At 57.0% G+C, this 12,379-nt stretch carries 14 protein-coding genes and 1 pseudogene; 6 read left to right on the forward strand and 9 right to left on the reverse strand.

What is annotated here, in order from left to right:
- Positions 1-42: 42 nt before the first annotated feature.
- The 4 genes from H4W29_RS27490 to H4W29_RS27500 form a co-directional block, all read right to left on the reverse strand.
- Positions 43-372 (reverse strand): hypothetical protein, encoded by a 330-nt coding sequence (locus H4W29_RS27490; protein WP_192731969.1) that lies wholly within the window; start codon positions 370-372, stop codon positions 43-45.
- Positions 373-441: 69 nt separating this feature from the next.
- A complete protein-coding gene (locus H4W29_RS34550) occupies positions 442-813 on the reverse strand; it encodes a ubiquitination-like system serine protease family protein (RefSeq protein ID WP_312872418.1) in 372 nt (123 codons plus the stop codon).
- Positions 810-2,219 carry a ThiF family adenylyltransferase gene (locus tag H4W29_RS27495; protein WP_192731970.1) on the reverse strand — a complete coding sequence of 470 codons (1,410 nt, stop codon included), beginning with the start codon at positions 2,217-2,219 and terminating at the stop codon, positions 810-812. The genes H4W29_RS34550 and H4W29_RS27495 overlap by 4 nt, the downstream gene beginning before the upstream one ends.
- A complete protein-coding gene (locus H4W29_RS27500; RefSeq protein ID WP_192731971.1) occupies positions 2,216-3,070 on the reverse strand; it encodes a multiubiquitin domain-containing protein in 855 nt (284 codons plus the stop codon). The genes H4W29_RS27495 and H4W29_RS27500 overlap by 4 nt, the downstream gene beginning before the upstream one ends.
- A gap of 164 nt (positions 3,071-3,234) precedes the next feature.
- Between H4W29_RS27500 and H4W29_RS27505 the strand changes: the two genes are divergently transcribed.
- The 5 genes from H4W29_RS27505 (at position 3,235) to H4W29_RS27525 (ending at position 6,833) form a co-directional block, all read left to right on the forward strand.
- The gene (locus H4W29_RS27505; protein WP_112440876.1) at positions 3,235-3,441 is read left to right on the forward strand and encodes a transcriptional regulator; all 207 of its coding nucleotides are present in this window, start codon (positions 3,235-3,237) and stop codon (positions 3,439-3,441) included.
- A 3-nt stretch (positions 3,442-3,444) separates the two neighbouring features.
- Positions 3,445-4,071, forward strand: coding sequence for a GNAT family N-acetyltransferase (locus tag H4W29_RS27510; RefSeq protein WP_192731972.1), 627 nt, complete (start codon positions 3,445-3,447; stop codon positions 4,069-4,071).
- A 2-nt stretch (positions 4,072-4,073) separates the two neighbouring features.
- Entirely contained in the window at positions 4,074-4,565 is a 492-nt protein-coding gene (locus tag H4W29_RS27515; RefSeq protein WP_192731973.1) for a helix-turn-helix domain-containing protein, read from the forward strand.
- A 4-nt stretch (positions 4,566-4,569) separates the two neighbouring features.
- Entirely contained in the window at positions 4,570-5,481 is a 912-nt protein-coding gene (locus tag H4W29_RS27520) for an ImmA/IrrE family metallo-endopeptidase (protein WP_192731974.1), read from the forward strand.
- 926 nt (positions 5,482-6,407) lie between these two features.
- The gene (locus tag H4W29_RS27525) at positions 6,408-6,833 is read left to right on the forward strand and encodes an ATP-dependent nuclease (protein ID WP_192731975.1); all 426 of its coding nucleotides are present in this window, start codon (positions 6,408-6,410) and stop codon (positions 6,831-6,833) included.
- Here H4W29_RS27525 and H4W29_RS27530 read toward each other — a convergent pair.
- The 5 genes and pseudogenes from H4W29_RS27530 to H4W29_RS27550 all read right to left on the reverse strand — a co-directional run bounded on the left by H4W29_RS27530 (position 6,773) and on the right by H4W29_RS27550 (position 11,766).
- Positions 6,773-9,748 (reverse strand): annotated as a pseudogene (locus H4W29_RS27530) (Tn3 family transposase). The gene H4W29_RS27525 and the pseudogene H4W29_RS27530 overlap by 61 nt on opposite strands.
- A 274-nt stretch (positions 9,749-10,022) precedes the next feature.
- Positions 10,023-10,322: a DUF982 domain-containing protein gene (locus H4W29_RS27535; protein WP_192731976.1), complete on the reverse strand. Its 300-nt coding sequence runs from the start codon at positions 10,320-10,322 to the stop codon at positions 10,023-10,025.
- Positions 10,323-10,399: 77 nt separating this feature from the next.
- On the reverse strand, positions 10,400-10,870 hold the full coding sequence (locus H4W29_RS27540; RefSeq protein WP_008532971.1) for an Hsp20 family protein: 471 nt from the start codon (positions 10,868-10,870) through the stop codon (positions 10,400-10,402).
- A 246-nt stretch (positions 10,871-11,116) separates the two neighbouring features.
- Positions 11,117-11,404, reverse strand: a complete 288-nt coding sequence (locus H4W29_RS27545; protein WP_192731977.1) for a hypothetical protein — start codon at positions 11,402-11,404, stop codon at positions 11,117-11,119.
- Between the two features lie 89 nt (positions 11,405-11,493).
- Complete coding sequence (locus H4W29_RS27550) at positions 11,494-11,766, reverse strand: usg protein (protein WP_192731978.1); 273 nt, start codon at positions 11,764-11,766, stop codon at positions 11,494-11,496.
- A gap of 278 nt (positions 11,767-12,044) precedes the next feature.
- Here H4W29_RS27550 and groES point away from each other — a divergent pair, with 278 nt between their 5' ends.
- Positions 12,045-12,359, forward strand: coding sequence for a co-chaperone GroES (gene groES, locus H4W29_RS27555; protein WP_192731979.1), 315 nt, complete (start codon positions 12,045-12,047; stop codon positions 12,357-12,359).
- The last annotated feature ends 20 nt before the right edge of the window (positions 12,360-12,379 follow it).

The following is a 12,379-nucleotide window of genomic DNA, read 5'->3' on the forward strand; positions in this document are numbered from 1 at the left end:
GTCTTGGAGAGCTGCGTCAGGCTTTCGGCCAGTAAGGCAAGATCAGTCCGCGGATGCAATTCTCGGCTCCAGATTTCGGAGCACCTTATGAGCAACGGCTTGGCTGACGTCGTCCAGCGAATTGACACCGTCTAGAGCGTCGCGCAGACCCTTGTATGCCAAGAGATCGTTTGCAAGCTGCACCGCTTGCGGCGTGACATCTGGAGAGATCGCATGCGGATTGTCAGAAAGTAGTCTCGCTTGGTGCAATACACAGTCGAAGTGGAGCGATAAGGGCTGGGGAATTCGGTCATTCCCACGATCGATTAAAACCAATGCCAGTCGAAATAGCTCAAGTCGCCTGCTGTTTTCCGATGGCATGGCTGCAAGCATATCGTCCCCCAACTCGCGCCGAATCGTAGCGAGAATAACTCGGCAGAGTTGAGAGTGGAATAAGACTTACTAATTTTCTGGTAATATGCGCCCACTATCTTTGCACCATTCGATTCGGCCACGGCGCATCCAAAAATGGCAGCGGCAGCCGTCAGTTCGGCGCACCGACGGCTCGAGACTTGGCCGACCCAGCCAATCCGAACTGACAGTCCAGCGTGGCCGTCGATCAGGATTAAGTGAAAGAAGGATCGGCGTTCCGCACCCGGACGGACACGGGAAAATCACCCATTTCGGTCGTTCGACCGGGCCGACTACAACTGCCTGGCCCGAAACAAGTTCATCGGGAGCCGGCATGTCGAGCGCCGTTGAGATAAGAAACTCTGGGCGTTCGATTATTCCAAGCCGAGCGAGCGCCTTGGCGATTGAACTGCGCATCGTCATCCTGCCCTCCCCAGAAACGGCTCAACATCACCGAGACCGTGAATGCGATCGGTACCACAGATACGGCACGGCTCCTTCTTTGCCCCCGGTCGGAAATCTTCGACGAGATTGAACTTGCGAACCCTGTTGGCAATGGAGCCATCTTCACCGCGGAACTGGTTCATGCGCTGGATCATCTCCTCGATGGCCATGGTGGCGACGGACGTCGTGAAGGAAATGACGGCTGGCGACGGATTGCCCTCGCCGCGCACATACGCCTCTATCTTGCGGCGTTCGTATTCCTCCGGATCGCTGCGGCGGAGCGCCTCTTCGGCTGCGGCACCAGCATCGACAATGCGCCGGCAGACCAGACAGCTGCTGCCAGGTTCCAGCACGGTTGCGCGACCATCAGCTTCAAGGCAAGAGATCCCGAAGCGCTCGGTAACGCGAAGTGCAAGACCGATGTCGATCACAGGGATAAGGTAATAATAGGCAAGCCGATTAAGCAGCAGGCGCCCGTCATGGTCATCGGTGCAGCCGAAGATCAGATCCATCGACTTCAGAGCGTCGCGGCATTCGGCCGAACCGATCCAGCTGTCGTAGGTCTTCACCTGCGTTCCGAGGCCCATCCTCTCGATCTCGCGTTTCGCTACATCGACCTTCTTGACCTTGCGGTCGGCGTCATCCCAGGTTGCGCCATAGACGCGGTTCAGATTGGAATGCTCGACGTGATCGGGATCGAAGATGCCGATATGACCTGCGCCCATGCGCGGCAGTTGCTGCAGGAGTGGGCTTCCGGTTCCGCCGGCACCTACCACGCCGATGCGCATGTGATTCATCAGCCGGTTGAAGCCGGCTCCCAAAGCCAACTCCTGGCGCGCAAGCGCGGGGGAGCTAAGGGTACGGTCCGCGGCGAAAAGGACCGTATGCCAGTTGCCGCCGATCGTGCGCGCATATTCAAGATCGACGACGCAATCCGGCGACGTCCACACGCGGCCAGCGACCAGCTCTCTGTTCGCAAAAAGCAGGCTCGGCAGAATCGCCGTCTCGCCATTTCGATTTTGAGCGAGGCGGGCAAGCTCCGCCTCGTTCCGATCATCCTGTGAGGAGAAATGATTGGGCCCCCGCGGATGGGAGTGGGCGATGCCGACCTGAAGTCCCTCTCTTTCGGCGCGGGCCAGAAGGTCCACGAACCGCCTCGTGCTCCAGGAGATATGCTGATGGTCCGCGGACTTGATCTCTTCGTCCGTGACCGGAAGCACGTCCCTGATCAGGAGACGCATCCGAGCTTGGCGGTCGAACGGATCTTGCTGGATCCGTGAAAGTCCGAACAGGACATAGGCCGCATGCTCCTTGTTGTCGGAAGCGCAGAGCTCGGCACGCAACATACCGAGATGCAGTCCGTTGAGTGTGAGATCGGCTCTCATGCCGCGAGCTCCAATGCCCGCTCGATACGGCGCACCATCGTCCAGATACCGTCGACACCCGGACGCCACGCATCGTTGTGACGAGACCAGCGCTGCCAGGTTTTGCCAGCGAAGGCGTGCGGCTGGTCGGCGGCCTTGGGATAACGCTGGTTGGCGGCGAGGCGAACCCAGGGCATCAGATAGAACATGTCAGGAGCGCAATCAGGATAGGCCGGCGGCAACAGAATGAGAATGTCTGCCGCACTGGCATCAAACCGCGCCGGCGGCAGGCTCCAGCCTTTCAGCACGACAGCCTTGGTCGCACCTTGGGCCACCTCCTCATATTCGATACTCTGTTCGCGAAGATAATCGCGGTCCTCGGGCGGGAGCACTGCTGCTCCCGCGCCTTCGGTGGTGGTGTCGATGCCGGTGAAGAAACGTTCCGTCCCGTCACCCTGAAGGTCGACCTTCTCCTTGTTGCCAATCAGCTTGTCGTCACCGACGCGCTGGGAGAGCCAAACGCCGTAGGACTTCGGATCGACGCCGGCAAGCCGCTTCAGCTGCAGACCGGTAATGAAGGGAAGGCCCCATTCAAACTTGCGGCCGTCAAGCACGAAACGGAAGGAACGATCGCTCTTGAAGGTGATGAACTGCTCGCGGCCTTCGCGACGCAGGTCGACGCCTTCGTCCGGACGGATTTCTTCGAGCTGACCGTCCTCGAGTTCCTGGAACAGGAGGTATTCGTCAGTCGGGAAGAGCTTTGCCTTCTGAAGGATCTGGACACCGACGACGATCGGATCGTCAAAGGCGAAGGGGTTGCTGTCGATCTTCACGTCGAAGGTGCGACGGCGCTCTGCGATGTTGTCACTCATGTTTGGATTTCTCCGCTTGCCGACAGAGCGCCTTTCGCTCTATCTGCATCTATAATTAATAGCTATTTTTTAGCTATGCAATAGCCAACATTTAAATTTTTTTTGTTGACTAAATCAGTAAAATATCTATTCTCAGTGAGTCCATTTACTCAGGAGGCCGCCCCATGAAGAAAACGATGACACTCAATCTGACCGACGCCGAGATGCAGGCTCTGCAGGATCTCTGCGACAAAAAGGATCTCTCAAAAACAGCCGTGCTCCGTCAGGCACTCAGGCTCTATCAGCTTGTTGACGGGCGCATTGAACAAGGTGGAAAGCTCTTCTTCGAGGATGAAGCCAAGAAGGAGAAAGCGGAACTGATGGTGCTTTAAATCGTGATCTCCTATCCTGCGTTTCTGATTGATAAGCGTTCTGGCCAGACGGTGGACGCGGAACTCGTCGAAGGCATCAGCGAATCTGACTTGCGATCGGTCGAAACCGATTGGAGGCCTGTTGTTGAGGCACGACTTCGAGAGCTCATGGCGCAAGGCGCCGATCGATCGGCATGGCCAGAAAGCAGTCATTGGGACTGGCGCAGGAAAGTTGACAGGGTTCGAGGATATCTTGCGTTCAGGACGATGGCACTGGTTTGCGAAGGCCAGTTGCAAGGTCTGATGATGCTCGCGATGGCAGGTCATACCTGCCGGATCGCAGAGCAGGCCAGGAAGGACCTGGTTTATGTTGATTACCTCGAATCAGCTCCTTGGAATTTGAAATCCATCGTCGCGCAACCACGCTTTGGCGGCGTTGGCACCATGATGATCCGAGCTGCCATCCAGGTGAGCAGGGAGCAAGATCTGCAGGGCCGCATCGGCCTGCATTCGCTCCCTGCTGCCGAAAGCTTTTACAGCAACGCTTGCGGCATGACCGATCTCGGCCATGACGGAACCTATCAAGGATTAAAATATTTCGAGATGACGGCGGCTCAGGCTGACGCATTCTCGATATCGCCAGGAACATAGCCATGAAACTCGAAATCACGAGGGAATGGTTCGAACGTAGAGCCAAGCTGGAAGGAGACCTGGAAGTCTCCGCCGGCGGGCTTGCCAGGGACCCGACCCCAGACCAAAACGAAGATGTAGATCCGGCTGCCGAAGTGGCCGGATCAATCCGTATGGCGTTTGGTTCATTCGTAGAGACCATGCGTCGGCGGAAAGGACTGTCGATCGAAAAGCTTGCCGAGCGCGTCGATCTCGACGCGAGCGACATCATGCGGATCGAGCGTGACGCACATTTCACGCCCGAACCACGTGTTGTCTTTCGATTAGCGGAGACCTTCGACCTTCCCGGCAAGGCGTTGCAGCAACTCTCCGGAAACAGCGTCGCTCGCCCGGGCCTGCAGGAGCAAGCGCTTCGATTTGCAGCTCGGTCGGGAGATTCTCCGCAGAAGCTGTCCCGCGACGAGCAGCGGGCACTCGAAGAATTCATCGCGTATTTGGAAAAGCAACAAGGCTGACGAAGTGCGTAACATCATCCTCAGCCGCGGGACGGCATCCGACATTGAACGCCAAGTCAATAAGGTCCTTAGGGGCCTGGGAAATCCGGAGCCACCATTACGACTTGATGATGTACGCGAGCTTTTGAGTCTCGATCGCCGCTACTATTCCACGACAGATGATAGCCCTCTTCGAGAGACGATCAGCAAACTGACAGTTGCCGGGGCGCAAATCATGAAGCGCCCCGGCCTCATCCTGGATGCGGTGCGCAAGCTCGACCTCCGCGCATTGTATCTCCCGGATCGGAAGAGAATTCTTCTCGACAGCGCACAGCCTGACGCAAAACAGCGGTGGAATGAGGCCCATGAGATCGGCCACAGCATTTTGCCTTGGCACGAAGACCTGATGCTCGGTGATCACGAACAGACCCTGACACCCGGATGTCACCAACAGATCGAAGCTGAGGCTAACTATGCGGCTGGCCAATTGCTCTTTCTGCAATCGCGGTTCGGCACAGCCGCCAACGACTCTGCGCCGGGACTCGATGCCGTTCGCGCTCTTAAGTCGGCCTTCGGCAACACGTACACGACCACTTTTTGGAGGTTCATCGAGGATTCCCACCGGGATGTGCCAATGATCGGCTTGATCGGACAGCACCCGCGTTTTCCAATTGCGAACCAGCCGGAGTTTCGCCACATCATCGAGTCGCCTGCGTACAAAGCGCTGTTCGAAAGTCTGCCTACCGATCGTTTAGCGCAGGCGATCCGGACTTACTGTGAATACCGCAAACGTGGGCCGCTCGGCGCGGGCGAGGTTAACTTGACCGACAGGCGGGGCGAGGCCCACGTCTTCTTATTCGAAACATTCAGCAATACCTACGATTGCTTGACCATGGGCACCTATCAACGGCCCTATGCGAGGGTTGTCGGCCTCTGACCACAACAGGACCTTTTATCAGATCAAGCAGCCGTCGAGCCCGCCGGAGGATCGAGGATCAATGTCGCCCCCAATTTCCTTTCCTCTCCGGGAGCAAGCACGGAGGCACCTCGAGAACGCCGCACAGCTTCTCAAGGGAGAAAGCCAGCAGCTCATCTACGCCTGCCTTGAGCTGCGTCTCTCCATAGAAGCGCTCATTTACGAAACACTGCAGACTTACGCCAAGACGCTGAGTCCGGCCGTTGCCACCGCCTATCAACACTGGCAGCCTGGCAAAGTCCTTGGGCTCCTCCGCGAACACGACCCACTCGCTGACCGATCCCTTCGAGTTCAAGCGCGACGCGTCGCGGATGATGGCGGTCCGGAACAAGGTCCCCCATTCTTCGAGGGCACTGATAGCCGGTTGACAGTCGAGTGGGTGGAGAAGGCGCATCGGTCGATGAGTAGCTTCCTCCACCAGCGCACTATTTCTCAGCTCGAAAAGGGAAAGCCGATCGATGAAGCGGTCCTGAGAACGGAAGCGGCCCGCATCAGTGCGCGCCTTGCGGAGGTTCTTAAATCCGAAGTTTACAACATACGCATTACGGGCGGATTCGAGTTTTCTTGCCCTAGATGCACGGCTGCTCTAACCGTAGATATGTCGCCGTTAATTCTAAACGGCTTCGCCGATACTTCGTGTATATCCTGCTCTACTGCGTGGAAAGTTGAACTCGACAAAGCAGGCGAACCTCGCATAGTGCCAGCCGATCTAGCATAGTATATCGACGTCGACGACGAAATGCGCGCCGATACGATAGGTGGCATGCGAAATGAGGTCTATATACGCAAAGTTGAGCTTTTATTCAAAAGATCGCCGCATACAATCGATTCTCTGACCGCGCTTGAGTCGTTCTGATTCTGTCGCCTGAGGGTTACTTGGAGCACCGATGTATATCTCGCGATTGCAGCTCGTTAACTACCGAAATTTCGCCCGTGCCGATGTGATTTTCAAACAGGGCGTCAACACGATCATCGGTGAAAACGGATCCGGCAAAACCAATCTCTTGCGTGCCATGCGCTTGCTGCTCGACGAAGGCATGGTTCGCATGGTCTATCGGCTCGACGAACAGGACTTCCATCGCGGATTGAAAGATTGGCGGGGGCATTGGCTGATCATCAGCCTGGAGTTCAGTGACGTTTCAGAGCATGAGTCTGTCCAGTCGCTGTTTCTTCACAATGCTGGCAATATCGAGGATGGGGCCAGAACAAGAGCAGTCCGAAATCGTACGCTAAGGGCGAACGGAACGAGAACTTATGCGACCCGCCCTAACTCGGCTGGCAGACGGAGCGATCGAAATCCGTTGGGCATCTGATGTTCGGCATCCCAGGTGTAGATGCCGGTAAGGTTGATATGCTCCCAACTGAGTGGCGAGATGTGCTTCAACAGAGTATCAGGAACATCTCGACCCGCTCGCTTCATCTGTGTGATTGCACGGTCGAGATAGACCGTATTCCAGTGGACGATCGCACTGACGACGAGGTTGAGACCAGAGGCGCGGAACGCTTGGCTCTCGAACGACCGGTCGCGGATCTCGCCCCGCTCGTGGAAGAACACAGCGCGCTTCAGCTTATGGGCGGCCTCACCCTTGTTGAGGCCGGCCTGACAGCGCCGCCGTAGTGCCGGACTTGAGTACCATTCGATCATGAACAGCGACCTTTCGATACGACCGAGTTCGCGGAGCGCCCTCGCGAGATGGCTTTGCTTCGGAGATGCGGATAGTTTCTTGAGGATCGTAGACGGCACCACGGACCGCGTCGTGATCGACGCGGCGAGATGGAGCAGATCGTCCCAATGATCGAGGATTAGACTGGCATTGATCGGCGCCCCGATATGGTTCGACAGCGCCGGATATGCATCGCTCTTCTCAAATGTGTGGAGCTTCCGGTCTTTGAGATTGCGCAGTCGCGGTGAGAACCGCTTTCCGATCAAGGCGAACAGCCCGAAGATATGATCACTGGCACCCCCCGTGTCGGTAAAGTGTTCGTGGATGTCGAGGACCGTGTCCTGATCGAAGAGCCCATCAAGCACATAGGCCGCCTCGCTCTCGGTCGGACTGATGGGCAAAATGCTGAAGTAGCCGTATTGATCTGACAGATGACTATAAAATTTCGATCCGGGCTCGCTGCCGTAATGCAAGTTGATTTCGCCGCGCTTTGCAGCTCGGTCGCTCGCTCGGAAGAATTGGCCATCGGAGGATGACGTTGTGCCATTGCCCCAAAGGCGGGAATACGGATGCCGGGTGTGGCCATCGGTGATGCACGCTTGCGCCGCGCGGTAGGTCTCCGATCGAGCATGGAATGTGCGCATCCACCCAATCTGGTGAGCGCTGATCCCCTTGGATGCGCCCGCCATTCGCTTCGGCCCAAGATTGGTCGCATCCGACAGTACGCCTGCGAGCACGGCAGAGACATTTTTCGGGATGTCGCCAGTGCGAACATGCGTGAAGAGATCCGCAAAGCCGGTCCATTCCTGCACTTCCCTTAACAAGTCGGGAACCTCCACCAACGGGTACATGTCGCTGATCTCGGCATTCAGCTCCTCGGCTGCCACGGGGACTCCGCCGACGGTTGGTGTGACTATCAAGTTTCCGGCCTCAACACGAACTCCTTCGAGCTTTCAGGTCCGCGCTCTGTGCGCCAGACGCTTCAGGTTGAAGTCGAGCATCTGACGCGCTTCGGCAAGCCACTGCGCGCCGTCAACTTGGACCCCCAATCCGAGACGATCTTCTTCTTTCATCGTGATGAATGTTGTTCGCGGCATCAGATGCTCATCAATGGGCCGGAAAGATCGGCTGCCGTCGACCCAGATCTCCGCAGATCTAAGCCGGTCTCGCAAAGCCGCGAGCGTGGCGATCTCGTAGAGACGGCGATCAGGTTTCCCCTGTTCGAAGATGAGCCGCCGATCAGCTCGGCTGAGGTGGGTGAGCGGCACGCGATCCGGGAGTGTCCGCCGCTTCTCGGCATAAAGCCGTTGCAGCAGCGCAATTGCCGCGAGAAGCGGGTCGTGGCGATGCGCCGAGCGGAACGTGAAGGCCTGAAGGAACGCACCAATGTATTTGTGGACAGTTGCATATTGCTCGGCTGCCACGGTCAACGGCGGTGCCTCGTTATCGTCTACCATCGACTCAAGCTCAGGCTTCATCCGAAGTAGCCGGTCCCAGCCGACTCTTTGATCGAGAACATCCAATGCATTCCGACCATAGTCGTTGGCGGATTGCAGTGCAGTGATCGTATCTAGAAACATGCGCAGCGCTTTGGCGGTATTCGCTCTGCAGTCCATCTGTCTCTGCTTCTTTCGATTGTTGGCTTGCGAGAACAACTTGCCCATCAGCTTGATGAACATCGTTACCGCGTCGTCCGTGAGCTTCTGACCAAGCTTGATGACCTGAGCCACGATCAGAGCGTGGCGACGGCTGGCATTGAAGTCGTTGGCAAGCCAGGCCGGCGTTGCATTGCCCTCCCGGAACATCTGCTCCCACCGTCCGGATGATACGCGCGCCTGCAGTTCCGGATCGATCTCCAGCCGCTGCAGAAACGCTATCCGCTCAGTCAGCCCGACGAGGTTCGACGCAGCCGGCGCTTCTGGCGCCGAACGCAGCCAATGAAAGCGCGTCTGGCCGATCGACGGGTCAACCTCTAACAGCCTATCCAGTGCTTGAAGCCTATCGAGTGGAATGTCTTCAATCAGAGTTCTTTCTGCCCGGCGCCGGGCTATCGCACGGCCGGCCAGGCCGATCCGTTCGATCGTGTCGATCGCCGGTAGAAGAGCTCCGCGTTCGCGAAACGTAGCGACAAGCGAACGGGCTATCGCAGCACCGTCGTCGGACGTCGTCGCCCCCTGAATTGCAGACAATAGCGCGGCGCGGCGATCTTGCACTGTCGCGCTTCTCTTATCCATGTACATCATTAGCCGCGCCATGTGATCCCGACGGGTTTCTTCACGGCGTGCATAGAGGGCAAATTCTTCTGGGGTGGCTCCGATCTGGTCTGCAACATACTTCAGCATGGCTCGAGGCGGAGTTTCTTCTGCTCCAAGCACTCGACCCGGGTACCGCATCAGACATAGCTGGATGGCGAAACCTAGCCGATTGTGGCTACGTCTCCGCAGCTCGATCTCCAGGCGATCGGCCGGTGACAACGAATAGTGTCGGATTAAGCTGTCCTCGTCGACTGGGATATCGACAAGCTTCTGGCGATCTTGATCTTTGAGAAGCTTGCGCTTTGCCATCGCCCGACTCCATTCATGACCAATCTGCGCGAAGCGTTGTCGAGTCGGGCCGGACAGAGAAATCAAAACTGGCGCATGTCGACAGCAATCCACAGAGTTCCGATCTCGCATATCCCAACTACGGCTTTGTTCACGCTCCGTTCGGCCTTAGCGTACGATTTCGGACTGCTCTTGTTCTGGCCCCGAGTTGCATGCCTGGCATCAATACTACAGGCTCCATGGTGACTGCACGGTCGACCGCCTGCTGCAAAATGGCGTTTTCCATAACAGCACCTCATTGCACGTGGGGATCGCGGTCGCGTCGCATGCGAGAGGCAGCAATCGCTGGGGTTTCGGGAGCCAGCAGATCATGCTTCGCCGCAAATGCTGCGAAGAGGCCGCGCGCCGTTTCGGCTTCGATTTCCCCGCGAAGTGCGGCCTGACACGCTTTCATAGCAACAGAGTGCGCCGTGTCCCTGAACGATGTCGGCCATTCGGCAAGGTGTCGATAAGCGTCCATCACGCTGCGAACTTCTGCAGGGAAGCCCAAGCCGACAAGAATGGTGACGGGTTTTGTGAACATATCGGGTTTCATCGTTCTCTCCTTCCCAACCCGGAATGTTGTCGGGCGCCACCGCAGTGGCGCCCTCGCCTGACGATTACGTTTGGAATTCAAGCAGCCTGTGCGTCGATCTGAGTCGGGCGGGAAGACGTCAACGCCGGTGAGCTCTGGATCGAAATCTTTCGCGGCTTCAATGCTTCCGGGATCTCACGGACGAGATCGATCGACAGCAGGCCGTTCTTGAGGTCCGCGCCATCCACCCGCACATGGTCGGCAAGCTCGAACCGGTGCTCGAACGGACGGCCCGCGATGCCGCGATGCAGGTAGCCTTCGGTTGTCGCTTCCTGCTTCTTGCCGGTCACGATGAGCAGATTGGACTGGAAGGTGATGTCGAGATCGCTCTGCTCGAAACCTGCTACAGCTACCGAGATCCGATAGCTGTCATCGCCGGTCTTGACGATGTCATAGGGCGGCCAGTCGCTGATCGAGCGGGCACGTTGGGCGTTTTCGAGGAGATTGAAGATCCGGTCGAAGCCGACGCTCGAGCGGAAGAGAGGTGCATAGTCGTAAGATGTTGCCATAGCCATATCCTCCTTGAAGCAACATGGGTACGGAAGCGCCGAAAGGCCGCGCTCCCAGCAAGGCCAGCCCTTGTTTCAGCGGCTGGTGAAAATCGATTTGGTTCAGCCGATTTCGGGATTCAAGATCTGTTACAAAAAAATTCGCACCGAATAAGAGCGTCTAAATCCGACGTGCTTGGCTCTAATCCTCACCACGAAATCCCGTCCCTAGGATAGGTCGCAGATCAAGTGTACCTTGAAGCCCTTTTAGTGGACGGATCGACTGACGACCCGATAAGGATACGCGGACTTGAACTGCGCCATCATCGCGCTTGCCTGCTGGAGCACACGTTCGGCCTTTTCAGGATCTTCGCGAGCAAGTTCGTCGGCATTGACGCGCATTGCCTCCGCCATGCTGGCGGACAGCATCGCAAAGCGCCCTTCGCCGTAAACCAGCGCCTCCTGCGAAGCTGTTTCCCATCGGGCGAAATCGACGATAATTTCTTCTCGTTCTGCGATGTTGGCACGTTTAATGGTATTGATGCTCTCTTCCATGCCGCTTCCACTCTCACACACTCTGCGCTGGCTGCGAATTCGCCAGGACGGGCAATGAGCTAGGAAGACGAAAAATCAAATTTAAGAGTTCATTGAAAGTTGAATTCGCCCTCGACGCGACGCCATTCGTTCGGTCCGATCAGGCGCTGGTGTGTATAGCGGACAGAGTGCAGCGGCCCGTCAAGGCTGTCGCGCCAGAAGTCGAGAAACTTGTGCATTTCGGGAAAATCGGGTGCCAGATCGTAGTCCTGCCAGACATAGGTTTGCAGGACCGATTCGAAGTCTGGAATGCGATAGAGGATATGCGCGGTGGTCAACCCATAGCCATTGAGCTGACGCTCCAGATCCGATGAGAAATGCATGCTTCATCTCCGTTTTATGACACTGCAAAGGTGGCGCAAAATCGTGCAGCCATCAATGGCTTCCTCAACGCTTTGACGCTGTTTCTTGTTCCTTTCCAGCATGTTAGCAGCCACCGCCGTCGAGTGCTAATTTTTCTTGTCGACCCTCTTGAAATCGAAAAATCGCGAAAATAAATTTTTGCCCGCAAACCCTCGAGTGAGGTTTGCACCCGCCCGGACTGGTCATCCGGTCCGGCCAGGGTTTTCAACGTCATCATTTTTGCTCAACGGAGGAAAACATGTCGTTCCGACCGCTCCATGACCGCATTCTCGTCCGCCGGGTCGAATCCGAAGAAAAGACCAAAGGCGGCATCATCATCCCTGATACAGCCAAGGAAAAGCCCTCCGAGGGCGAGGTTGTTGCCGTCGGTCCCGGTGCACGCAACGAAGCCGGCCAGGTGCAGGCGCTCGACGTCAAGGCTGGCGATCGCATCCTGTTCGGCAAATGGTCCGGCACCGAAATCAAGATCAACGGCGAGGACCTGCTGATCATGAAGGAAAGCGATGTCATGGGCATCATCGAAGCCGAGGCCGAGCAGAAAAAGGCTGCCTGAGCCTCTGCATCCGGAAAACC

This window comes from Rhizobium viscosum (assembly GCF_014873945.1).
Lineage (GTDB): Bacteria > Pseudomonadota > Alphaproteobacteria > Rhizobiales > Rhizobiaceae > Rhizobium > Rhizobium viscosum.

Coding starts and splice junctions, on each gene's coding strand:
- H4W29_RS27490 (WP_192731969.1), bottom strand. CDS start 372: ATGCTTGCAGCCATGCCATCGGAAAACAGCAGGCGACTTGAGCTATTT.
- H4W29_RS34550 (WP_312872418.1), bottom strand. CDS start 813: ATGACGATGCGCAGTTCAATCGCCAAGGCGCTCGCTCGGCTTGGAATA.
- H4W29_RS27495 (WP_192731970.1), bottom strand. CDS start 2,219: ATGAGAGCCGATCTCACACTCAACGGACTGCATCTCGGTATGTTGCGT.
- H4W29_RS27500 (WP_192731971.1), bottom strand. CDS start 3,070: ATGAGTGACAACATCGCAGAGCGCCGTCGCACCTTCGACGTGAAGATC.
- H4W29_RS27505 (WP_112440876.1), top strand. CDS start 3,235: ATGAAGAAAACGATGACACTCAATCTGACCGACGCCGAGATGCAGGCT.
- H4W29_RS27515 (WP_192731973.1), top strand. CDS start 4,074: ATGAAACTCGAAATCACGAGGGAATGGTTCGAACGTAGAGCCAAGCTG.
- H4W29_RS27525 (WP_192731975.1), top strand. CDS start 6,408: ATGTATATCTCGCGATTGCAGCTCGTTAACTACCGAAATTTCGCCCGT.
- H4W29_RS27535 (WP_192731976.1), bottom strand. CDS start 10,322: ATGAAACCCGATATGTTCACAAAACCCGTCACCATTCTTGTCGGCTTG.
- H4W29_RS27540 (WP_008532971.1), bottom strand. CDS start 10,870: ATGGCAACATCTTACGACTATGCACCTCTCTTCCGCTCGAGCGTCGGC.
- H4W29_RS27545 (WP_192731977.1), bottom strand. CDS start 11,404: ATGGAAGAGAGCATCAATACCATTAAACGTGCCAACATCGCAGAACGA.
- H4W29_RS27550 (WP_192731978.1), bottom strand. CDS start 11,766: ATGCATTTCTCATCGGATCTGGAGCGTCAGCTCAATGGCTATGGGTTG.
- groES (WP_192731979.1), top strand. CDS start 12,045: ATGTCGTTCCGACCGCTCCATGACCGCATTCTCGTCCGCCGGGTCGAA.